Consider the following 20699-nt stretch of genomic DNA (forward strand, 5'->3'; position numbering starts at 1 on the left):
CCTGTGTAGGGCGTGATCAACTCCGATCGATTGGTCCGGTTTCCAGGCGTTCCTGAATCTGCAGGGCAAGTTGTCGTGCCGCTTCGTTGGGTCGCCCAGGGCTGCGATGCAATGCGACTTCGATGACCGGCAGCTCGGGGAGTCCGTCCTCCGGGCCGAGCACGCGCATTCCGGAGGTGAGCATCGACGGTGTCAGCACGGTGATGGCGAGCCCGGCATGAACGGCCGAGCACAGGCCGGACAGGCTGGCGCTGGTATAGGCCACGCGCCACTCCAGGCCGGCGGCGTCGAGGGCTGACAGCGCGCTGTCGCGGAAGATGCACACGCCCTCCCGCGAGAGCGCCAGGGGCAGGGGAGAGCGATGGCGGGTGTCATGCATGGGCGAACCGGCCCACACCAGTGGCTCACGGCGCAGCACTTCGCCACCGGGGCTCTTCGGCTGCCGCGTAACCACGGCCAGATCCAGCGCACCGGCGCGCACGTCCGTGACCAGGTCGATACTGAGCCCGCAGCGCACTTCGAGATCCACTCCCGGGAACCGTGATTCAAACGCCGCCAGCGCCTCCGGCAGATAGACCACGTAGTCATCGGGAATGCCCAGCCGCACGACTCCGTCCAGCCGCTGTTCGAGGACATCCTGCCAGGCGAGGGCGTTCTGCTTCAGCATCTGCCGTGCGTGGACGAGCAGCCGTTCGCCGGCGGGGGTCGGTGTTGCCAGACGCTGGCCGCGCTGCAACAGCTGACATCCCAGCGTCTCCTCCAGGCGGGCCATGTGGGCGCTGACCGTGGATTGCGCCAGATGCAGGTGCGCTGCCGCCGCCGTGAACCCACCTGCTTCCACAACGCCGACGAACGTCTGCAGGACGACGAGATCGAGCGGTCTTTGCGAGCTGTGACTGGTCATCATGATACGTGATCACTTTATCATAATATGTCGTTTCCATGATTGGCGTTCCTTCCCTACCGTAAGCCGCGTCACAACACACGGCAAGCAATGAGCAGGGAGGAAGCATGGCTAACGCAGCGGCAGTTACCGGCGTCGCGGCAGGTCTGTTCACGATCGGCCTTTGGGGAAGTCTCCCGGTGCTGCGCGGCCTGGCCGAGCTCCCGCCCATGCTCGTGGCAGTGGTCGCCATGGCCTGCGCGGCCGGGCTGTCTGCCGTGATGGCACGGTTTCAGGCATTGCCGGGGAGTGAACGGCAGGTGTTCGGCTGGCGTTACTGGGCCGGTGGTGTCGGCGGGCTGGTCGGCGCGCTGTACTTCTATTTTCTGGCCCTGGAGAGCGGGGACCCGGCCCGCATCACTCTGATCACGTATACGTGGCCGCTGGGCTTCGTGCTGATCTGCGACCGGCTTGCCGGTCGCGGCCTGAAACCCCGGACGCTGGTCGGTTCCGCGGTCGCGTTTGCAGGCCTGGCGCCGCTGATTCTCGCTGACGGCCAGGGGCTGACCACACCGGTGGGAGCCTATGCGGCAGGGCTTGCCAGTGGCGCCTCCTGGATCGCCTTTTCACTGTTTCTGCGCCAGGCGGGGCCTCTGTCGTCCCGGAGCTATCAGTCGCTGTTCGCCCATGCCAGCCTGATCGCCCTCGGCCTGCACGTGGTGTTCGAGACGATGCCCGCGACCACCACGTCGTCGGACTGGCTCACGGCCGGACTCATCGGCATTGGTCCGTACGGCATTGCATTCATGGCTTGGGGCTATGCCCTGCGTTGCGGCCCCACGAACCTCGTCAGTGTGCTGACGTACCTGGTCCCCGTGGTCGCCGCAGTGTTCCTCATCGCGCTTGGGTTGAGTGACCCGAGCACGGAACTGTTCATTGCAGCGGCGGCGATTGCCGCAGGAGCACTGTTCAGTCAGGGACCCTGGCTGCGCAGGAGCAGTGCAGGAAGAGGCTGGGCAGTTACTGGCAGATGGAGAGACCGGAGCCGCTCAGCCTGATGCTGAACGGCTCCCTGTCAGGTGTTGGTGGAGGTGGGGGGATTCGAACCCCCGTCCGCAGGAGCTCCACCCTCGGATCTACATGCTTAGCCCGCCTATTGCATTCGCCAAGCGCTTCCCGGCAGGCAGCGGAACACGCTTGACTAGCCTGATTGATTTAACAGCGTATGGTGCAGGCGGAACCACATCGCTGCTGTCCTGTGATCTACGACCCCTGATTCGGAAGCACAGGCACTTGCCGGTCAGGGGCTAGCGGGATTTAGGCCGCTAGGGCGTAGTTTTCGTCGTTGGCAACTATTTTAAGTTGGCCATCATGTTTTACGAGGTGAGATGACGTCCTCGGCATGCACCTCAGGTTTCACGACCCGCGTCGAGACCATGTCACCCCCGAAGCAAATCGTTACTACTTGATGTATGGCCAGTGTACCGGAAATACAAGGCTACGTGCATCAAACCTTGTGCTTGAGGATGCGTTGCTTCTGCCGCTGCCAGTCCTGCTGCTTCTTGGTCTCGCGCTTGTCGTGCTTCTGCTTGCCCTTGGCCAGGCCGATGGCCAGCTTCGCCAGGCCGCGCTTCCAGTAGAGTTTCAGCGGCACCAGAGTGTAACCCTGCTGCTGGGTCGCGCCCAGCAGCCGCGCGATCTCGCGCTTGTGCAGCAACAGCTTACGCGTGCGCGTCGGATCCGGCTTCACGTGCGTGGAAGCCGTGGCGAGGGGCGGGATGTTCGCGCCCACAAGCCACGCCTGGGCCCGCCGGATCACGACGTACCCCTCGGTCAGGTTGATGCGGCCGTTGCGCAGGCTTTTCACTTCCCAACCGGTCAGCGACAGGCCCGCTTCGAATGTCTCCTCAATGAAGTATTCGTGGCGGGCACGCCGGTTGATGGCAATGACATTGCTGTCGTCGGCTTTCTTGGCGGTTTTCTTGCTCACGGCGCGCATTGTAACGGCACCCGCGGCATGCGGCCAGCATCGGGACCTGCATCACACTCCGTGGCCCGGGCGGTTGTCCCGAACCCGGGCGTTGGTGAGAATGCGCCAAGGCGATTTATTGCAGATGCGGGATTGACGGGTCCCGCGCGGGGGGATGTTTGGTCATTCCGAAGCGCTCGCTGCAGGGCGAGTGGACAGGGTCGTTCGCGTTCGTCTTTGCCCTGGCGGGCGTGTCCATCGGGCTAGGCAACGTATGGCGCTTTCCGGTGCTGGCCGCCGAGCATGGCGGTGGCGCGTTTCTTCTCCTGTACGGCGTCTTTCTGATCACACTCACGTTGCCGCTCTGGCTGGCCGAGCTGGGCATTGGCCGATCTATGCGCCGGACATTGCCCAGCGGCCTGGAGCGCATCGCCCGAGAGCAGGGCAGTGCACCGACCTGGCGTGCCGTCGGCTGGATGGCCGTGGCCGTTGCCGCCGTTGCCCTGCTCGGGCAGCTCCTGGTTGGCGGATGGGCCGGCGCATACCTGTATCGCGCTGTTGCGGCACCGGTGCTTCACTTCGATGCCGTGACGAACACGGCCGTGTTCGCCGAGTTGCTGGCTGATGCCGAACGCCTGCTGCTCTGGTTCACGCTACTTCTTGTCGCTGCGGCGCTCACCGTCTCCCGGGGGATCGGCGCGGGGATTCAGCCGCTGATGCGGCTGCTTGTGCCCGCCATGGTCGTCGTGATGGTGGCGCTGGCCTGGGCCGTTGGTCAGGAGCTGGGCCTGGCTCGTGCCTGGGGGACCGTCTTCGAACTCCGTTTCCATGAGTTGGGGTGGGCGGGGGTCCAGGCGGCTGGCGAGCACGCGCTGTTCTCCCTGGCCGTGGCGCTTGGCGTTGCAACGGCATTCGGTGCGGCGTTGCCGGACCGGTTCCCCACCGTCAGCACGGCCGGTGCCGCGTTGGCGCTGGACACGCTCGTCGGGTTGGTGGCCGCGGTGCTGGTGTTCACGCTGGTGGCGGGTCAGGGCATGCCCGGCGGCGGGCTGCAGGCAGGGCCCGCCCTGATCTTCCATGCCGTGCCGGACGCCATGGGCGGCCTGTCCTGGTCACGCCAGGGGCTGGTGGCGCTGTATGCAGTATTGCTGATGGCCGTGTTCACCACCGTGGTGGGACTGCTGGAGGTGGTGGTGTCTGCAGTGGTCGAGCAGGGCCGGTTGAGCCGCGCCCGGGCCACTGCAATGGTGGCTACGGCGTTGTGGCTCGCAGGCGCACTGGTGGCGGGGTCCCTGCGTGGCTGGCTCGATGCCGGCCCGGGCGAGGGCCTGTCAATGAATGGCGGACTGTCGCTGATGGGGGTGACCGAGTTCGTCGCCTGGGTCGTGATCCCCGCTGTGGCGCTGGCACTGCTGGTTTTCGTGGGCTGGTGCATGCCGCAGGAGACGCTCCGTGGCGCGTTGCGCCTGCGCGAAGACTGGCGTTACACGTTCTGGGTGCCCATGCTGCGGTACGTGGCCCCCTTGATTCTGCTGGCCCTTTTGGCGAGAGTTGCGGGCCTGTTGCCGTGGTGACCCCGCCGTGTTGGCGTCCGCTGCCGGCATTCCCTGAGGACAACCGTGACTGAGCCATGACGACAATCTCCCGCAGCGCGCTGGTACCGCATTCGGCGAAAGCCATGTTCGATCTGGTCAACGACGTGGACCGCTACCAGGAGTTCCTGCCCTGGTGCAGCGACAGCGGTGTGCTCGAGCGCAGCGGGGACGAACTGAAGGCCTACGTTACCATCAGCAAGGGGGGCGTTTCGCGCTCGTTCACCACGCGCAACCGGGCGCAGCCGGGGAAGATGCTGGAAGTCCGGCTGATCGAGGGGCCGTTCAAGCGTCTCGATGGCTACTGGCGCTTTCAGCCGTTGCGCGAGGATGCCAGCAAGGTGTCGCTCGACCTGGAATTCGAGTTCAGCAACAGCATCGTGCGCATGGCCTTCGGGCGGGTGTTCGACCAGGTGGCGAACCGGATGGTTGATTCGTTCGTGACCCGGGCGGATGAGGTCTATGGCCGCAGCAGCGGATGACTCCATCGCGGTCCAGGTGGCCTACGCCAGGCCGGAGCGCCAGTGCGTTCTCGACCTGAGCGTCCCGGCGGGTACCACGGCCCGCGAGGCGGTGCAGGTGTCGGGGATCTCCGAGGTATTCGGCGAAATCGACGCCCGAACCTCACCCATTGGCATCTACGGTCGCGCCGTCGAGGATGAGCACCCGCTGCGGGCCGGTGATCGCGTGGAGGTCTATCGCCCGCTGGTCATCGACCCGAAAGAAGCGCGCCGCCAGCGGGCCCGGATTCCACGGTAGGTGGTGTCAAGAGCCGAAGTCTTCGGGCGCCAGGTTCCCTTCCACGCGCACCAGACGGTCCCCGTCGAAGAAGACCGTGAGCCGGTCCGGGCGTCCACCGCCACCGGCGGCTTCGGTGTGGATGTAATCCCAGCGGTCATCGCGGAAGATGTCCTCGATGGCCGGTGTGCCCAGGACGAACTGCACCTGACGGCGCGTCATGCCCGGCTCCAGCTCGGCGATCATCTCCTCCGTGATGATGTTGCCCTGCTGGACGGGCACCTCGTAGGCGAAGGGGATGTCGCTGTAGGAGCATCCAGTAATGGCCACGGCCGTGCCGAGGCCAAGGGAAATCATTAGCGCGCGCATCATCGGTACGATTTCAAACCCTTTTTGGTGATGTCGGAATCATAACGCACACGGCCGGGTGGATTCACTGCCCGTCGGCGGCGGACGTCGCGATCATGCCGACTCGGCGTTGGTGACCATCTCCGTGGCGTGTTCCATGGTGGCCTGGGTCAGCTCCATGCCGCCCAGCATGCGCGCCACCTCCTGGATGCGTTCGTCGCGTGCCAGAGGTGTGACCGTGGTGGCCGTTGTCTGTTCCCCGGAGCGTTTGTGGACCTGCAGGTGGTGGTGCGCCTGGGAGGCCACCTGGGGCAGATGCGTGACGCAAAGCACCTGGTGATGCCTGCCCAGGGCGCGCAGCTGCCGACCCACGACCTCCGCGACACCGCCGCCAATACCGGAGTCCGCCTCGTCGAAGATCAGCGAGGGAATGCGGGTGGTTCCGGCCGCCGCCACCTGGATCGCCAGGCTCAGCCGGGAGAGCTCACCGCCGGAGGCGATCCGGTTGAGCGGCCCGAAGGGCTGACCGGCGTTGGTGCGCACCTGGAAGGCGATGTCATCGAGCCCGTGCGGGGTCGGGGCGTCATTGCTCCGCGGCGTGACCTCCACGTGAAAGGCGGCGCCGCCCATGCTGAGCTCACCCAGCTGTGCGGTCACCCCCTCAGACAATGTGTCCGCCGCAGTCTGGCGTGCGCGACGGAGCTGTTCCGCCACACCGTGGTAACGCTCCTTGAGCTGCGCATGCTGCTGTTGCAGCTCCGCCAGCCGTTCACCGCTTTGCTCCAGATCGTCAAGTTCCGCGCGCAGGGTCTCGAAGACACCGCCCAGGTCCTGCTCCCGCACGTTGTGCTTGCGCGCCAGGTCGCTGAGGGTGGAAATCCGCTCTTCCACTTCGGCAAGCCGGGCGGGATCCATCTCCAGGTTGTCCAGGTGGCGCCGCAGGCCATCCACGGCCTCTTCCAGCTGCGCCTGGGCGCCGGTGAGCTGCTCGTGGATATCGCCCAGACTGGCGTCCTTGTCCAGCAGTCCTTCCACCTCGCGTACGGCCTGCCCGATGATCGACTGCGCGGAGGTCTCATCCTCGTACAGCGTCTGCAGGAGCCGTTGCCCCGCCTCTGCGAGCGTGCCCGCATGCGCCAGCCGCCGGTGCTCGGCGTCCAGGGCGTCGAGCGCTTCCGGCGACAGATCCAGCGCTTCCAGCTCCCCGGTCTGGTAGGCAAGCAGGTCGCGGCGGGCGTCCTGATCCTCGAAACCGCCGCGCAATGCGTCCATGGCCTGCTCGCACTCCTGCAGCGAGCGGTGGAGCTGCGCTGTTTCGGCAAGCAGCTCGCCGTTGCCGGCATGGTTGTCCACGATCATGCGCTGCACGTCACGGCGCATGAGTGACTGGTGCTCATGCTGCCCGTGGATGTCCACCAGGAACTCGCCCAGTTCGCGCAGATGCTGCAGGGGTACGGGGCGTCCGTTGATGAATGCACGGGAGCGGCCGCTCGCCTGGATGACCCGGCGGAGCATGCACTCGCCATCGTCATCGAGCTCCTGCTCTGCCAGCCACGCCGCGCAGTCGGCGAGGCCGCCGATGTCGAACGTGGCGATGATCTCGGCGCGCTCCGCACCCGGGCGCACGGTCTCGGCAGAGGCGCGGTCACCGAGCGCGAGCCCGAGGGCGTCCAGGAGGATGGACTTGCCCGCGCCGGTCTCCCCGGTGAGGGTGGTCATGCCGGAGGCGAACTCCAGCTCCAGTTCATCGACGATGGCGAAGTCACGGATGTGCAGATGGTTCAGCATCGGTATGCGTTCCCGGCAGAGCGGCCCGGCTGCACCGCTGGCGAACGGATGCAGGCGTGCCCGCGAAGTTGGTTCCGGGCCTCTCCCTGATCGTGCCCGGCGTTTCCCCAGGCGGCAGTGTAACGGAGCTTGTGCGTCCAGTTCACGTAATTGACTTGGTCAGGTGCCGTTGGTAGCTTGATTCTTAGCACTCGCGCGGGCGAGTGCTAAAGAAGACGGGGCAGGTCGCCTCTTCGGCGGGTTCGCTTCACGGTGTTCGATCCAGGCACCACCCATTCCCTTGAGTCAGGCGGTTCCGGAGGGCGTCAGAAGCGGGCTCCGGTGGGGCCGTGGGCGGCGTGCCCGGGCAACCGCCAGGGTATCGGTCGGATGAGGCTATGAGCAGGAACAGTCCGGAGTCAGAACTCAACGAGCGCGCACAGCACCTCCTGAAGGTGATGGTGAAGCGCTACATCCGCGACGGCTCTCCGCTCGGGTCCAGAACATTGACGCGGGAGGCGGGGCTGGATGTCAGCCCGGCGACCATTCGTAACGTCATGGCCGATCTGGAGGAGCTGGGGTACGTGCGCTCGCCGCATACCTCTGCAGGGCGTATTCCCACGGACAAGGGGTATCGGTTCTTCGTGGATACGCTTCTGACCGTGCAGTCCATGAGCCGGCAGGTGGTCCATGAAACCGATCTGCAACTGCCGGAAGGGCAGAGCCCGGATGCGCTCGTGGATTCGGCGTCCAATCTGTTGTCCGGACTCACCCGGCTGGCCGGTGTGGTGACTCTGCCGCGGCACATGACCCGATCGCTTCGCCATGTCGAATTCCTGCCACTCAGCGACAGGCGCGTTCTCGCCATACTGGTCTTCAACGAGCAGGACGTGGAGAACCGCATCGTCCACACCGACCGGGACTACTCGCAGAGCGAACTCCAGCAGGTGACCAACTACCTGAATGCGGAGTTCGCGGGCCGTGGCGTGGACACGGTTCGGGATCAGCTCCTGCGCAGCATGGAGTCGGACAGGGAGCGGATGAACGCCCTGATGAACTCCGTGATCGAGCTGGGCGGCAAGGTCTTCGGGGGCGACGATCCGGCCGATGGTGAAGACTACGTGGTTGCCGGTCAGACCAACCTCATGGAGTTCCAGGAACTCTCCAACGTCGAGAAGCTTCGCAGCCTGTTCCAGGCGTTCACCGAGAAGCGCGACATCCTCCACCTGCTGGATCAGTCCCTGGCCGCCGACGGTGTGCAGATATTCATCGGCCAGGAGTCCGGCTACAAGGTGTTCGATGGCTGCAGTCTGGTTACCTCGCCGTACTCGGCCGAAGGGGAAGTGCTGGGCGTGCTCGGTGTCATCGGTCCGACGCGGATGGAGTACGATCGGGTCATCCCGATCGTGGACATGACGGCGAAATTGCTTGGTTCCGCCTTGAATCAATCCCATTGATCCCCATCTACTCGCTAGGGATGCATTGCGCCCGCCAGGCGTAATGCTGTCTGTTTGGGTTGTATTGTCCGGCACAACAAGGTGTTGCAGCCGGGTTTGCCGTATGACGAAACGTGGAGAGAGTGCATGTCTGAGAAGGATCAGAACGCGCGGAAGGACGATCCGGAGAACCAGGACAGGCAAGACCTCGAGCCGGAACAGGTGGATGAGGGCGAGGCCGCCCCCGGCGAAGGCGATGATCCGCGCGTCCAGGAGCTCGAGCAGAAGCTCGACGACGCGGAGGCACGCGCCGAGGACAACTGGAACCAGTACCTGCGGGCACGCGCCGAAATGGATAACGCGCGCCGGCGCCTGGAGAAGGACGTGGAACAGGCGAAGCGACAGGGCCTGGAGAAGCTTGCCGCCGAGCTGTTGCCGGTCAAGGACAGCCTGGAAATGGGTCTTGCCGCCGCTCAGGAGGCCAATGCCGATGTGGCAAAACTGGCCGAGGGGAGCGAGCTCACGCTCAAGATGCTGAGCCAGGCCATGGAGAAGTTCCAGATCTCCGAAGTGGAGCCCATGGGCCAGAAGTTCGATCCGGAACGCCACGAGGCCATGGCCATGCAGCCATCCGCCGAGCACGAGCCGAACACGGTCATTCACGTGGTGCAGAAGGGGTATCTGCTCAACGACCGGCTGCTGCGCCCGGCCATGGTGATCGTGTCCAAGGATGCCGACCAGCAGCAGGGTGGTCACATCGACGAGCAGGCCTGACCGCATCACCTTGAAAAACCGGCGGACGCCCAAATGTATGGGATCAGCACAACAGATTGCCGTAACGCGAGAATTGGCAGAATCATTTAGGAGAGGATCAAATGGGTAAGATTATCGGTATCGACCTGGGCACCACGAACTCCTGCGTGGCCGTCATGGATGGCGGACAGGCCCGAGTCATCGAGAACAGTGAAGGTGATCGCACCACGCCGTCCGTGGTGGCGTTCGCCGAGGATGGCGAGATCATGGTGGGTGCGCCGGCCAAGCGCCAGGCGGTCACCAACCCGGAGAACACCCTGCACGCGGTCAAGCGCCTGATCGGCCGGCAGTTCAAGGAAGATGTGGTGCAGCGTGACGTGCGCGAGATGCCCTACCACATCGTCGAGGCCGACAACGGCGACGCCTGGGTCTCGGTGCGCGACAAGAAGATGGCGCCGCCGGAAATCTCCGCCCGTGTGCTGCAGAAGATGAAGCAGACGGCCGAAGACTACCTGGGCGAGGAGGTCACCGAAGCGGTGATCACCGTGCCGGCCTACTTCAACGACAACCAGCGTCAGGCTACCAAGGATGCCGGCAAGATCGCCGGGCTCGAGGTCAAGCGCATCATCAACGAGCCCACCGCTGCCGCACTGGCCTATGGTCTGGACAAGAAGGGCGGCGACCGCAAGGTAGCGGTCTACGACCTGGGTGGTGGTACGTTCGATATCTCCATCATCGAGATTGCCGAAGTGGACGGTGAGCACCAGTTCGAGGTGCTGGCGACCAATGGCGACACGTTCCTGGGCGGTGAAGACTTCGACCGAGCCGTCATCGATTACCTGATCTCCGAGTTCAAGAAGGATCAGGGCATCGACCTGAGCAGCGACCGTCTGGCCGTGCAGCGGCTGAAGGAAGCGGCGGAGAAGGCGAAGATCGAGCTGTCCTCCGGCCAGCAGACCGAGGTCAACCTGCCGTACATCACGGCCGACCAGAACGGTCCCAAGCACCTGGCGGTGAAGCTGACCCGGGCCAAGTTCGAGTCCATGGTGGACGACCTGGTCAAGCGTACCATCGAGCCGTGCAAGACCGCGCTGAAGGATGCCGGACTGAGCGGCTCCGAGGTCGACGAAGTCATTCTCGTCGGCGGCCAGACGCGTATGCCGAAGGTGCAGGAAGCCGTGAAGGACTTCTTCGGCAAGGATCCGCGCAAGGACGTGAACCCGGATGAGGCGGTGGCCGTTGGTGCCGCGATCCAGGGCGGTGTGCTGGGTGGCGACGTCAAGGACGTGCTCCTGCTGGACGTGACCCCGCTGTCCCTGGGGATCGAGACCATGGGCGGCGTGATGACCAAGCTGATCGAGAAGAACACCACCATCCCGACCAAGGCGAGCCAGGTGTTCTCCACGGCCGAGGATAACCAGACGGCCGTGACGGTCCACGTCCTGCAGGGCGAGCGCGAGATGGCCAGCGGCAACAAGTCCCTGGGCCGGTTCGACCTGTCGGACATTCCGCCGGCGCCACGGGGCGTGCCGCAGGTCGAGGTCAACTTCGACATCGACGCCAACGGCATCCTCAACGTGTCCGCCAAGGACAAGGCCACCGGCAAGGAGCAGTCCATCGTCATCAAGGCCTCCAGCGGCCTGAGCGACGACGAGATCGAGCGCATGGTGCAGGACGCCGAGGCGAACGCCGAGGAAGACCGCAAGATGCGCGAACTCGTCGAGGCCCGCAACCAGGGTGAAAACCTCATCCACGCCACGCGCAAGTCGCTGGACGAGATGGGCGACAACATCTCCGCCGACGAGAAGCAGGAGATCGAGACGGCCATCAGCGAACTGGAAGAGGCCAATAAGGGCGAGGACAAGGCCGAGATCGAAGCCAAGACCCAGAAGCTGGGTGAGGCTTCCGGCAAGCTGGCCGAGAAGATGTACAGCCAGCAGGCCGAGGGCGCTGCCGAGGCCGGCGCCGAGAGCCAGGGTCAGGGCGAATCGGACGACGTGGTCGACGCGGAGTTCGAGGAAGTCAAGGAAGACGACGACAAGAAGTGATCGGCCCGCCTTTCGGGGCTCATGGACGGGCGCGGGGTTTCCCCGCGCCCGTTCTGCGTGGCGGCGACGTCACATCATGGCTGAACGGATCAGATACCGCCGAACCAAGCAGGGGACGATGCGATCATGGCGCAGCGTGATTACTACGAAATACTGGGGCTGCAGAAGAACGCCTCGGACGACGAGATCAAGAAGGCGTATCGAAAACTCGCCATGAAATACCATCCGGACCGGAATCCGGATGACGAGGACGCAGAAGTTCGTTTCAAGGAGGTCAAGGAGGCCTACGAAGTGCTGGCCGACCCCCAGAAACGCGCCGCCTACGACCAGTTTGGTCACGCCGGTGTTGACGGCGGCATGGGTGGTGGCGCACGCGGCGGTGGCGGTGCCAGCTTCTCCGATATCTTCTCCGACGTCTTCGGCGACATCTTCGGTGGCGGCGGCGGACGCGGTGGGCGCATGTTCCGTGGTGCCGACTTGCGCTACAACCTGGATCTGTCGCTGGAGGAGGCCGTCTTCGGCAAGGAGGCGACCCTCAATATTCCCACGTGGTCGACCTGCAGCGCCTGTGATGGCAAGGGCCAGGCCGACGGCAAGGCGCCCGAGACCTGCCCGACCTGTCAGGGTCACGGGGACGTGCGCGTCCAGCAGGGCTTTTTCTCGATTCAGCAGACCTGTCCGCGCTGCGGCGGCACCGGTGCGATTGTCACCGACCCCTGCGGTTCCTGTGGTGGTGACGGCCGGATCGAAGAGACCAAGGAACTCAACGTCAAGATCCCGGCCGGTGTCGATACCGGCGACCGCATCCGCCTCTCCGGGGAGGGTGAGCCCGGCGAACGCGGTGGCCCGCCCGGGGACCTCTACGTGCAGGTGATGGTCCGGGAGCACCCGATCTTCACCCGCGACGGCGCCAACCTTCGCTGCACCGTACCCATCAACGTGGTGACTGCGGCGCTCGGCGGAGAGCTGGAAGTGCCCACGCTGGAAGGCCGGGTGAACCTGCGTATTCCCCCGGGAACCCAGACCGGCAAGACCTTCAAGATTCGCGGCAAGGGCGTGAAGCCAGTGCGCGGTGGCGCCCAGGGCGACCTGCTGTGCCGCGTGCAGGTGGAGACCCCCGTCAATCTCACCCGCGAACAGAAGGAACTGCTGCAGCGCTTCGGCGAGACGCTGGATGCCGGCGGCAGAAAGCACAATCCCGAGGGCAGCTCCTGGCTCGACAAGGCCAGGCGGTTCTTCGATGAGTTGAAGTTCTGAACCGGAAACGATCAGGGAGTCGCCGAACATGGCCATTCGCATCGGAATCTGTGGCGCCGGCGGGCGCATGGGCCGCAATCTCATCGCGGCGACGCGGGAGCACGAGGATCTGGAACTCGGCGCCGCTCTGGAGCGGCCGGGCTCCTCCCTGATCGGTGTCGATGCCGGCGAACTGGCGGGCGAGGGGGCGATCGGCGTTCCCGTTGGCGACGACCTGGCCGCGGTGTTGCCGCAGCTGGACGTGGTCATCGACTTCACACTCCCGGATGCGACCGTCGCCAACGTACAGGCGTGCGCGGCGGCCGGAGTGGCCATGGTCATTGGCACCACCGGTCTTGACGACGACCAGAAACGGCAGCTGCGGGACGGCGCCGCGCACATCCCTGTGGTCCATGCCGCCAACTACAGCGTCGGTGTCACCCTGACGCTGAGTCTTCTTGCCACGGCTGCCCGTGCCCTTGGCGACGAATACGATGTGGAGGTGGTGGAAGCGCACCACCGCCACAAGATCGATGCGCCGTCCGGTACCGCCCTGCGAATGGGTGAGGTGGTCGCCGATGCGCTCGGTCGCGATCTCCGCGATTGCGCCGTATATGGCCGGGAAGGGCAGACCGGCCAGCGGGACAGCAAGACCATCGGCTTCGAGACGATCCGGGGCGGCGACGTGGTCGGTGACCACACGGTGATGTTCTTGGGGCTCGGTGAGCGCATGGAAATTTCCCACCGTGCCAGCAGCCGCATGACGTTTGCCCGCGGTGCCGTCCGCAGTGCCACGTGGGTGCGAAGTCAGCCGCCGGGCGTCTACGACATGGAAGATGTCCTCGGCTTGCGGACGGTCTGATTATCGTTCCAGCGCCGCCTTGACCATGGCTACGCAGAGCAGCGCGGCTCCGGTAATCTGCATGGTGCTGAGGCCTTCATCGAACAGAGCCCAGCCGAGCGTCGCGGCGGTCAGCGGCTCCGCGACAATCAACACGCCCGTGACGGCCGCCGGTGTGCGACCAACACCGCCGTAGAACAGGCTGTAGGCAACCACCGTCGGCACCAGGACCAGAAACGCCACCATACCGACACTGTCGAAGGCCGCGGCAATGCCCTGTGGCACGGCCAGTATCACTGGCGACAGCGCCACGGCGCCCACAGTGAAGAATGCCGCCGTCACGGCCAGGGGTGGCACGCTCTCGCCCAGTGCCCGCCCCGTGAGCGCGATGCCGGAGAAGGCGAGGCTGGCCATGAGGCCGAGTGCCGCGCCTTGTGCGAGCTGGGAGGCGGGGGCGCTGGTCCCCGGAGTCCCCACCAGGAGCAGCGTCCCGGCCGAGGCCGCAATGATGCCCAACCACGGGATGGGTCGGTCCCGTTCACCCAGCACCACCCGCGCCAGTACCGCCACCAGGACGGGGACAGGGCACAGCGCCGTGAGTGTGGCCAACGTGACACCGGAGACCGCCACGGCCTGGAAGTAGAAGGTCTGATAGAGGGCGATGCAGACGCCGCCAATCAGGACCGTGCCCAGGCGCGATCGCAGGTCCCGCCAGTGCCGGCGCAGCGCCGGGGCCGCGACAAGGAGCAGGAGCGGGGCCGCCAGGGCGATACGCAGAAGCGCCACCGCCATGGGCGACGTGTCCGTGCCGTCGTAGAGGAACTGTGACGCCGGTCCCGCCGTACCCCAGAGAATGGCCCCGGTGAACACCAGAATGAGCCCGATGACAGCGGCATTGTCGTGTGCTTGGTTCGCCATGTATCCATCAGGTTTCGTGGTCATAAAAAACCCGGCGCGGAGGCCGGGTTTTTCGTGCAGTGCCGGGGCTTATTGCCCGTACTTGGCCTTGGCTTCCTGCCGACGCCGGTGCAGGACCGGCTCGGTGTAGCCACTGGGCTGTTCGCGGCCCTTGAACACCAGGTCGCAGGCGGCCTGGAAGGCGACGCTGTCTTCGAAGTTGGGTGCCATGTTGCGGTAGCTCGGGTCGCCGGCGTTCTGCCGGTCCACCACTTCGGCCATGCGCTTCATGGTCTCCATGACCTGGCCTTCCGAGGCGATGCCGTGATGGAGCCAGTTGGCGATGTGCTGGCTGGAGATGCGCAGCGTCGCCCGGTCCTCCATCAGGCCGACATCGTTGATGTCCGGGACCTTGGAGCAACCGACGCCGTGGTCGATCCAGCGCACCACATAGCCCAGGATGCCCTGGGCGTTGTTGTCCAGCTCCTGCTGGATTTCCTCGGCGGACCAGGCGGGGCTGGTCTCCACCGGGACGGTCAGCAGATCGTCCAGGCTTGCCCGGCCGCGGCTCTTCAGCTCAGCCTGCACCGCGTGCACGTCCACCTGATGGTAGTGGGTGGCGTGCAGCGTGGCGGCCGTGGGCGAGGGGACCCAGGCGGTGTTTGCGCCGGCCTTCGGATGACCGATCTTGGCCTCCATCATCTCCTGCATGCGGTCGGGTTTCGGCCACATGCCCTTGCCGATCTGCGCGTGACCCTTGAGGCCGCACTCCAGCCCGACATCCACGTTCCAGTCTTCGTAGGCCTTGATCCAGGGCTCACCCTTGATGTCGTCCTTGCGCTTGAACGGGCCCATCTCCATGGAGGTGTGGATCTCGTCACCGGTGCGATCCAGGAAGCCGGTGTTGATGAAGATGATCCGGTCGCTGGCCTGGCGCAGGCACTCCTTGAGATTAACCGTGGTCCGGCGCTCTTCGTCCATGACGCCGATCTTCAGGGTGCTGCGCTTTAGACCGTAGGCGTCTTCCACCCGGTTCAGGATCTCGCAGGCAAAGGCCACTTCCTCGGGGCCGTGCATCTTCGGCTTGACGATGTACATGCTGCCGGCGCGGGAGTTGGTGTGCTTGCCCAGGCCCTTGAGGTCGTGGAGAAAGCCGAGCGAGGTCATCACCGCATCGAGCATGCCTTCCGGCACCTCTTTGCCGTTGGCGTCCAGCACGGCCGGGTTGGTCATCAGGTGGCCGACATTGCGAACCAGCATCAGTGCGCGGCCGTGCAGCTTCAGGGCGCCGCCGTCCGGCGTGGTGTATTCGCGGTCGTCATGGAGCTTGCGGGTGAACTGCTTGCCGCCTTTCTCCATGGTCTCTTCCAGGTCGCCACGCATGAGGCCGAGCCAGTTGCGGTAGACCAGGGTCTTGTCCTCACCGTCCACGGCTGCCACGGAGTCTTCACAGTCCATGATGGCGGTCATGGCGGACTCGATCACCACGTCCTTGACGCCGGCGGCGTGGTCCTTGCCGATGGGGTCATTGGCGTCGATCTGGATCTCCAGGTGCAGGCCGTTGCAGAGCAGCAGCACCGCGCTCGGCGCGGCGGCATCACCCTGGTAGCCCACGAACTGGGCGGGGTCCTGCAGAGCGGTTTCGCCAGAGGCCGTGGCGACCACCAGCTTGCCGTCCTTCACGGCGTAGGCGGTGGCATCGGCGTGGCTGCCCTGGGCCAGCGGCGCGGCGTTGTCCACCACGGCGGCGGCGTGACGGACCACCTCGGCGCCCCGTTTCGGGTTGTAGCTGGTGCCTTTCTCCTTGCCGCCATCCTCCGGGATGATGTCGGTGCCGTAGAAGGCATCATAGAGGCTGCCCCAGCGGGCGTTGCCGGCGTTCAGGGCGAAGCGGGCATTGCTGATGGGCACCACCAGCTGAGGGCCGGCGACCTCTGCGATCTCCGGGTCCACGTTCTCGGTGGTGACCTTGAACTCATCCCCTTCCGGGAGCAGGTAGCCGATGTCCTTGAGGAACTGCTTGTAGGCGGCGTGATCGTGCGCCTGCCCCTTGCGCTCCTTGTACCAGCCGTCGAGCTGCTCCTGGATGCGGTCACGCTTCTCGAGCAGCTCACGGTTGCGAGGGCCGAGTTCGTTGACCAGTGATTCCAGGGTGGTCCATACCGTGGCAGGCGTCACGCCCGTGCCGCTGGTCAGCTCGTTGGCCACCAGTTCATGCAGTTCCTTTGCAACCTGAAGACCTCCCTCCTGCACTCGTTCGGTCATGTTCTGACTCCTCGTACCCGTGATAGTGCGTGCGGCCGCGCGGTGCTCTGCGCGGCCACGGTGTCTGAATCCGCTGACGGAAAGGCGCATAGGATAACGCATCGGCCGGCATGATTCATGTCTAGCCACCGATCTGTGCCCCTGATTCAACAACCGCCCGACAGCGAGGACGGGGCGTCTGGTCGTTGGCAAAGGGGCTGTCTTTTTATACAGTGGTGTTCGGGGCCGAAACCGAAACGAGACGCGAGGAACATGCTATGGCCACTCCCGCCCGTGCCGTTGAAACGGCCGACGATCCGGTCAGGCGGCTGACCGGGCGCCTGCAGGGGAAGTACGGTGGCCGTATCACCGGGCAGCTCGTGGTGCCGGAGCGCCCGGCCCACTTCGCGGAGATGCCCGAGGGGCTGGATGGGCGCCTGCGGGAAGCGCTTGCCGCGCGCGGCATCACGCAGCTCTACAGTCATCAGCGCCACGCCTGGGAAAGCATCCGCACCGGGCGGCACACGGTGGTGGTCACGCCCACCGCCTCCGGCAAGACGCTGTGCTACAACCTGCCGGTGCTGCAAAGCGCCCTCACCGACGGCGGTAAGGCGCTGTACCTGTTCCCCACCAAGGCGCTGTCGCAGGACCAGGTGGCCGAGCTCACGGAGCTCAACCAGGCCGGCGATCTCGGCATCCGCGCCTACACCTTCGACGGCGATACCCCGGGTGACGCGCGCAAAGCGGTGCGCACCCGCGGCGACATCGTGGTCACCAATCCGGACATGCTGCACAAGGGCGTGCTGCCGCACCACACCAAGTGGGCGCAGTTCTTCGAGAGCCTGCGCTACGTGGTTATCGACGAAACACATACCTACCGCGGCGTGTTCGGCTCGCACATGGCCAACGTCATGCGCCGCCTGCACCGCGTGTGCCGCTTCTACGGGGCCGATCCGGTATTCATTCTCTCGTCAGCGACCATCGGCAACCCGGCGGAGCTGGCGCAGGGCCTGGTAGGCGACGCCGTTCACGCCATCACCGACAGCGGCGCGCCGGCGGGTGAGAAACAGCTCCTGCTGTGGAATCCGCCGGTGATCAACCATGATCTCGGCATCCGCGCCTCCAGCCGCTCCCAGAGCACGCGCATCACGCGCATGGCCGTGCGCGCCGGCCTGAAGTCCATCGTCTTCGCGCGCAGCCGGTTGATGGTCGAGGTGATCACGAAGTACCTGAAGGATGTGTTCGACAGCGACCCGCGCAAGCCCACGCGCGTGGCGGCCTATCGCGGTGGTTACCTGCCCGGTGAACGGCGCGACACGGAAAAGGCGCTGCGCGCCGGCAATGTGGACTGCGTGGTCGCCACCTCGGCCCTGGAGCTGGGTGTGGATATCGGCTCGCTGGATGTCTGCGTGCTGGATGGCTACCCGGGCACCATCGCTGCCACCTGGCAGCGTCTAGGCCGCGCGGGGCGGCGCGAACGTCCGGCGCTGGGCGTGCTGGTGGCCTCCAGCCAGCCCCTGGACCAGTACATCGTGCGCAACCCGGAGTTCTTTCTGGGGGCGTCCCCCGAGCACGCCCGAATCGATCCGGACCAGCTCCTAATCCTGCTCGACCACGTGCGCTGTGCCGCCTTCGAGCTGCCGTTCCGCCAGGGTGAGCGCTTCGGCGGTGAGGACTTGGAGCAGTTGCTCGCCTACCTGGAAGAACAGGGCGTGCTCCACCGTGAGCAGGACACCTGGCACTGGACCGAAGACAGCTATCCCGCCAACAGCGTCAGCCTGCGCTCCGTGGCCGAAGGCAACTTCGTGGTCATCGACATCACCGACGGCGGCCAGCAGATCGTCGCCGAGGTGGACTACTCCAGCGCCGCCGAGACCCTCTACGAAGGCGCCATCTACCTGGTCCAGGCCGCCCCCTACCAGGTGGAGCGGCTCGACTGGGACGGCCGCAAGGCGTGGGTGCGTCAGACCCGCGCCGACTACTACACCGACGCCATCGACTACACGCGCCTGAAGATCCTGGAGAGTTTCGAGTCCGCCCGCGGCCGGCGCTCCGAGAGCGCCAACGGCGAGGTGCACCTGGTGCGGCGCATCCCCGGGTTCAAGAAGATCCGCTACTACACCCACGAAAACATCGGCTACGGCAACATCAACCTGCCGGACCAGGAGATGCACACCACGGCTGTCTGGTGGGAAGTGCATCCGGACGAGCTCGCCCACGTTTTCCCAAGCCGGCAGGAAGCGCTGGATGGTTTTCTCGGCGCAGCACACGCCATGCATCACGTCGCCGCACTGCGCGTGATGTCCGAGCCCAACGATCTTGGGCGCGCCGTGGGAGACGGCAATGCGCGCTGGTTCGCGACGGTCGGGCCGTCCGGGCGTGGCCAGATCCGCAGTTTCGATAACGGCGAGATGAACCCCGAGGCGGAGCAGCGTTTCCGTCCCGCCGTGTTTCTCTACGACAACTATCCGGGTGGTGTCGGACTGTCGGCGCCGCTCTATGATCAGCGGCGGGCGGTGGTTACCGATGCCCGGGAGCTGGTCGCCGCCTGTGGCTGTCAGTCCGGCTGTCCGGGCTGCGTCGGGCCCATCCTCGCCTCCGACGAGACCCGCGGTTTCTCGCCGAAGCAGGCGGCACTGCAGGTTCTGGGGCTTCTGACCGGCGATGGACCTTAAGCAACGGTTGCGCACATTGCAGGCGGAGACCGGTGTGGCGGACCGGGAGGCCGTCGCCGCGCCGGCCTCCGACCCGCTCGCGACGGGCGTACCGGGTCAGCCCTCCGTGCGGGCCCGCCTCGATCGGCTCCGTGCTGCCACCCGGGGCGTTGATCACCGCCCCCGGGGTGATGGTGATCCGGAGCGGCTGGCGGCGGCGCTGGGTGCCGCAGCCGTTGCACCGGGCGTTCTGCGTGTCGACACCCACCTGCCGCCGGGGGCAAGGCACGGGGCTTCAGCCCTGCCATCACCGGACGCGGTCGTCGGGTTCTCGGGCTGGCCCCGGTTCCCGCTCCGGGAGCTTGCGTTCATTGACACCGAGACCAGTGGTCTCGCCGGTGGTACCGGCACCGTTGCGTTCAATATCGGTGTGCTCGGCTGGGCTGAGGGCGCCTGGCGCAGCCGGCAGTACGTGCTCACCGGTTTCGGCGGGGAAGCGGCGATGCTCGCGGCTCTCGCCGCCGACCTGCGGGCGTGCAGTGGCGTCGTGACCTACAACGGTGGCAGCTTCGATCTGCCCCTGTTGCGGGATCGCTACCGCCTGCAGCGTCAGCCGGACAGCGCTCTCCCGGAAGCGCACCTGGACTTGCTGCACCCGGTCAGGCGTCTGTACCGCAACCGCTGGAGCGACTGCCGCCTGGCTTCTGCGGAAGCGGGGCTGCTGGGCCTGCAGCGGCGGGATGACCTGCCCGGAGCGGAGGTGCCGGCAGTGTGGTTCGACTGGATCCATCGCGGACGCGGGGAGCGCCTTGGTGCGGTCCTCGGGCACAACCGGCTCGACATCCTCTCGCTGCTTGCGTTGATGCCGGCGCTCGCCGGCGCCGTTCGCGCTCCTGAGCGCTGGGGTGCCTGCCCGCTGGGCGCCGCCCGATACTGGCTGCAGCAGGGCAGGGAGCGACGCGCCCGTGTGCTGCTGGAGCGGGCCGGTGAACTGGATGTCGATGGCCTGCACGAGCTGGCGCGGCTGCGCCGTCGCGCCGGCTGGGGTGAGGGGGCGGCGGCCATCTGGGAGACGCTGGCAAACCAGGGGTGTCCACGCGCCCTGGAGCAACTGGCCAAGTTTCATGAGCACGTGCGACGGGACATGCACACGGCGCTCGCCCTGGCGGATCGGCTGCCGGCGTGCGAGGCGCGCGAACGGCGCCGCGCACGCCTTCTGAGGCGGTGCGGTGCCGGGAGAACACTGCCGCTGGATCTGTGACGGCCGGCCTGGCACCCAGGGGGCCCGGTCCG

Annotated in this window: 17 protein-coding genes and 1 other RNA gene; 11 read left to right on the forward strand and 7 right to left on the reverse strand. The window is 65.9% G+C overall.

All coding sequences use genetic code 11. The annotated features are described in order from the left end of the window. Positions 1 to 16: 16 nt before the first annotated feature. Complete coding sequence (locus ACNSTU_RS01850; RefSeq protein WP_290633710.1) at positions 17 to 907, reverse strand: LysR substrate-binding domain-containing protein; 891 nt, start codon at positions 905 to 907, stop codon at positions 17 to 19. Between the two features lie 104 nt (positions 908 to 1011). Here ACNSTU_RS01850 and ACNSTU_RS01855 point away from each other — a divergent pair, with 104 nt between their 5' ends. Continuing rightward, a complete protein-coding gene (locus tag ACNSTU_RS01855) occupies positions 1012 to 1941 on the forward strand; it encodes a DMT family transporter (RefSeq protein ID WP_290633712.1) in 930 nt (309 codons plus the stop codon). A gap of 25 nt (positions 1942 to 1966) precedes the next feature. Here the strand turns inward: ACNSTU_RS01855 and ssrA are convergent. Together ssrA and smpB are read right to left on the reverse strand one after the other, a co-directional pair. After that, positions 1967 to 2330, reverse strand: a transfer-messenger RNA (tmRNA) gene (gene ssrA, locus ACNSTU_RS01860). 60 nt (positions 2331 to 2390) lie between these two features. Continuing rightward, positions 2391 to 2882 carry an SsrA-binding protein SmpB gene (smpB, locus tag ACNSTU_RS01865; protein WP_290634944.1) on the reverse strand — a complete coding sequence of 164 codons (492 nt, stop codon included), beginning with the start codon at positions 2880 to 2882 and terminating at the stop codon, positions 2391 to 2393. Positions 2883 to 3031: 149 nt separating this feature from the next. Between smpB and ACNSTU_RS01870 the strand changes: the two genes are divergently transcribed. Genes ACNSTU_RS01870 through ACNSTU_RS01880 form a run of 3 tightly spaced genes read left to right on the forward strand, consistent with a single transcriptional unit; the run spans position 3032 to position 5203 of the window. After that, a complete protein-coding gene (locus ACNSTU_RS01870; protein WP_290634946.1) occupies positions 3032 to 4426 on the forward strand; it encodes a sodium-dependent transporter in 1395 nt (464 codons plus the stop codon). Positions 4427 to 4482: 56 nt separating this feature from the next. Continuing rightward, positions 4483 to 4926, forward strand: coding sequence for a type II toxin-antitoxin system RatA family toxin (locus ACNSTU_RS01875; protein ID WP_290634948.1), 444 nt, complete (start codon positions 4483 to 4485; stop codon positions 4924 to 4926). After that, the gene (locus ACNSTU_RS01880; protein WP_290634950.1) at positions 4907 to 5203 is read left to right on the forward strand and encodes an RnfH family protein; all 297 of its coding nucleotides are present in this window, start codon (positions 4907 to 4909) and stop codon (positions 5201 to 5203) included. The genes ACNSTU_RS01875 and ACNSTU_RS01880 overlap by 20 nt, the downstream gene beginning before the upstream one ends. A 6-nt stretch (positions 5204 to 5209) precedes the next feature. On the opposite strand, the gene ACNSTU_RS01885 is transcribed toward ACNSTU_RS01880, so the two are convergent. Together ACNSTU_RS01885 and recN are read right to left on the reverse strand one after the other, a co-directional pair. After that, positions 5210 to 5554, reverse strand: coding sequence for an outer membrane protein assembly factor BamE (locus ACNSTU_RS01885; RefSeq protein WP_290634952.1), 345 nt, complete (start codon positions 5552 to 5554; stop codon positions 5210 to 5212). 90 nt (positions 5555 to 5644) lie between these two features. Continuing rightward, complete coding sequence (gene recN, locus ACNSTU_RS01890) at positions 5645 to 7318, reverse strand: DNA repair protein RecN (protein ID WP_290634954.1); 1674 nt, start codon at positions 7316 to 7318, stop codon at positions 5645 to 5647. Positions 7319 to 7695: 377 nt separating this feature from the next. Between recN and hrcA the strand changes: the two genes are divergently transcribed. The 5 genes from hrcA (at position 7696) to dapB (ending at position 13632) form a co-directional block, all read left to right on the forward strand. After that, positions 7696 to 8754 (forward strand): heat-inducible transcriptional repressor HrcA, encoded by a 1059-nt coding sequence (hrcA, locus tag ACNSTU_RS01895; RefSeq protein ID WP_290634956.1) that lies wholly within the window; start codon positions 7696 to 7698, stop codon positions 8752 to 8754. A 126-nt stretch (positions 8755 to 8880) separates the two neighbouring features. Further along, positions 8881 to 9507 carry a nucleotide exchange factor GrpE gene (gene grpE / locus ACNSTU_RS01900; protein ID WP_290634958.1) on the forward strand — a complete coding sequence of 209 codons (627 nt, stop codon included), beginning with the start codon at positions 8881 to 8883 and terminating at the stop codon, positions 9505 to 9507. Positions 9508 to 9608: 101 nt separating this feature from the next. Next, on the forward strand, positions 9609 to 11534 hold the full coding sequence (dnaK, locus tag ACNSTU_RS01905) for a molecular chaperone DnaK (protein ID WP_290634959.1): 1926 nt from the start codon (positions 9609 to 9611) through the stop codon (positions 11532 to 11534). Between the two features lie 126 nt (positions 11535 to 11660). Further along, positions 11661 to 12791, forward strand: coding sequence for a molecular chaperone DnaJ (gene dnaJ, locus ACNSTU_RS01910; protein ID WP_290634961.1), 1131 nt, complete (start codon positions 11661 to 11663; stop codon positions 12789 to 12791). A gap of 28 nt (positions 12792 to 12819) precedes the next feature. Continuing rightward, complete coding sequence (gene dapB, locus ACNSTU_RS01915) at positions 12820 to 13632, forward strand: 4-hydroxy-tetrahydrodipicolinate reductase (RefSeq protein ID WP_290637588.1); 813 nt, start codon at positions 12820 to 12822, stop codon at positions 13630 to 13632. On the opposite strand, the gene ACNSTU_RS01920 is transcribed toward dapB, so the two are convergent. Both ACNSTU_RS01920 and ACNSTU_RS01925 read right to left on the reverse strand, forming a co-directional pair. Then, complete coding sequence (locus tag ACNSTU_RS01920; protein ID WP_290634965.1) at positions 13633 to 14529, reverse strand: DMT family transporter; 897 nt, start codon at positions 14527 to 14529, stop codon at positions 13633 to 13635. A gap of 69 nt (positions 14530 to 14598) precedes the next feature. Next, a complete protein-coding gene (locus ACNSTU_RS01925) occupies positions 14599 to 16773 on the reverse strand; it encodes a malate synthase G (protein WP_290634966.1) in 2175 nt (724 codons plus the stop codon). A 257-nt stretch (positions 16774 to 17030) separates the two neighbouring features. Between ACNSTU_RS01925 and ACNSTU_RS01930 the strand changes: the two genes are divergently transcribed. Further along, entirely contained in the window at positions 17031 to 19427 is a 2397-nt protein-coding gene (locus tag ACNSTU_RS01930) for a DEAD/DEAH box helicase (protein ID WP_290634968.1), read from the forward strand. Then, a complete protein-coding gene (locus tag ACNSTU_RS01935; protein WP_290637587.1) occupies positions 19417 to 20667 on the forward strand; it encodes a ribonuclease H-like domain-containing protein in 1251 nt (416 codons plus the stop codon). The genes ACNSTU_RS01930 and ACNSTU_RS01935 overlap by 11 nt, the downstream gene beginning before the upstream one ends. Positions 20668 to 20699 lie beyond the last annotated feature (32 nt).

It is taken from the genome of Aquisalimonas sp. APHAB1-3 (assembly GCF_048323695.1).
Taxonomy (GTDB): domain Bacteria; phylum Pseudomonadota; class Gammaproteobacteria; order Nitrococcales; family Aquisalimonadaceae; genus Aquisalimonas.

Excerpts from the sequence above, each read along its gene's own strand:
- grpE (WP_290634958.1), top strand. The coding sequence starts at position 8,881 with ATGTCTGAGAAGGATCAGAACGCGCGGAAGGACGATCCGGAGAACCAG.
- ACNSTU_RS01885 (WP_290634952.1), bottom strand. The coding sequence starts at position 5,554 with ATGATGCGCGCGCTAATGATTTCCCTTGGCCTCGGCACGGCCGTGGCC.
- ACNSTU_RS01855 (WP_290633712.1), top strand. The coding sequence starts at position 1,012 with ATGGCTAACGCAGCGGCAGTTACCGGCGTCGCGGCAGGTCTGTTCACG.
- dnaJ (WP_290634961.1), top strand. The coding sequence starts at position 11,661 with ATGGCGCAGCGTGATTACTACGAAATACTGGGGCTGCAGAAGAACGCC.
- smpB (WP_290634944.1), bottom strand. The coding sequence starts at position 2,882 with ATGCGCGCCGTGAGCAAGAAAACCGCCAAGAAAGCCGACGACAGCAAT.
- ACNSTU_RS01875 (WP_290634948.1), top strand. The coding sequence starts at position 4,483 with ATGACGACAATCTCCCGCAGCGCGCTGGTACCGCATTCGGCGAAAGCC.
- ACNSTU_RS01920 (WP_290634965.1), bottom strand. The coding sequence starts at position 14,529 with ATGGCGAACCAAGCACACGACAATGCCGCTGTCATCGGGCTCATTCTG.
- ACNSTU_RS01925 (WP_290634966.1), bottom strand. The coding sequence starts at position 16,773 with ATGACCGAACGAGTGCAGGAGGGAGGTCTTCAGGTTGCAAAGGAACTG.
- ACNSTU_RS01880 (WP_290634950.1), top strand. The coding sequence starts at position 4,907 with ATGGCCGCAGCAGCGGATGACTCCATCGCGGTCCAGGTGGCCTACGCC.
- dnaK (WP_290634959.1), top strand. The coding sequence starts at position 9,609 with ATGGGTAAGATTATCGGTATCGACCTGGGCACCACGAACTCCTGCGTG.
- ACNSTU_RS01935 (WP_290637587.1), top strand. The coding sequence starts at position 19,417 with ATGGACCTTAAGCAACGGTTGCGCACATTGCAGGCGGAGACCGGTGTG.
- hrcA (WP_290634956.1), top strand. The coding sequence starts at position 7,696 with ATGAGCAGGAACAGTCCGGAGTCAGAACTCAACGAGCGCGCACAGCAC.
- recN (WP_290634954.1), bottom strand. The coding sequence starts at position 7,318 with ATGCTGAACCATCTGCACATCCGTGACTTCGCCATCGTCGATGAACTG.
- ACNSTU_RS01930 (WP_290634968.1), top strand. The coding sequence starts at position 17,031 with ATGGCCACTCCCGCCCGTGCCGTTGAAACGGCCGACGATCCGGTCAGG.
- dapB (WP_290637588.1), top strand. The coding sequence starts at position 12,820 with ATGGCCATTCGCATCGGAATCTGTGGCGCCGGCGGGCGCATGGGCCGC.
- ACNSTU_RS01850 (WP_290633710.1), bottom strand. The coding sequence starts at position 907 with ATGATGACCAGTCACAGCTCGCAAAGACCGCTCGATCTCGTCGTCCTG.